This is a genomic window from Streptomyces sp. NH27, from assembly GCF_056859195.1.
Genome location: NZ_JACEGK010001046.1, coordinates 1 through 644 on the forward strand (window position 1 = coordinate 1; position 644 = coordinate 644).

Genomic DNA, 644 nt, shown 5'->3' on the forward strand with positions numbered 1-644 from the left:
TACGGGCATGGGCACTTGGGCGCTCTGGCCCCGGCCCCGGCCCCGGCCCCGGTCACGAGGCAACGAGGAGGTCATGGCGGGCGCTCGGGCCCAACAGGGTGTCCCAGGTGGTGTCGGTGAGCCAGGTGCGCAGTAGGTGGGCGAAGGAGGGGTATTCGGCGGCGAGCGCGACGACGGTGCGGTCGAAGCGGGCGGCGCCCTGGGGGGTCCGGGTGAGCAGCAGGGCCAGGCGGTGGACGAGATCGCGGGTGAGCAGGGGATGTTGCGTGGAGGCGGAACGGGCCGCGGCGGCGAGCAGTGCGGCGAGCACGTCGGGGTCGCGCTCGGTCTCCAGGGCCGCGTCGAGCAGTTCGTGGCGCAGCGGCTGCGACAGGTGGGTGCCGGGCGTGGCGAAGACGGGCAGCAGGGCCGACCTGATCGGTGCGGGATGGTCGCGCAGCAGGGCGGCGGTGACGGTGAGGAGCAACGGCCTTGCGCCGGGGCCGTTTTCGAGCCGCAGATCGAGGTATCGGGCGACGTCGGGCGCGGCCTCCGGGTGCTGCTGGAGGTGGTCCTGGACGAGGACGGCGGCCCGCCGGGCGAGTACCGGCTCCCTGACGGCGGCCAGCGCGGCCAGCACCTCCGCCACACGCACCGCCGTACGG

The 644-nt window shown here is 74.8% G+C and carries 1 pseudogene; it reads right to left on the reverse strand.

From position 1 onward, the window contains the following. Nucleotides 1-52: 52 nt before the first annotated feature. A pseudogene (locus AC13HU_RS37935) lies at nucleotides 53-644 on the reverse strand (serine protease); the annotation flags it as partial.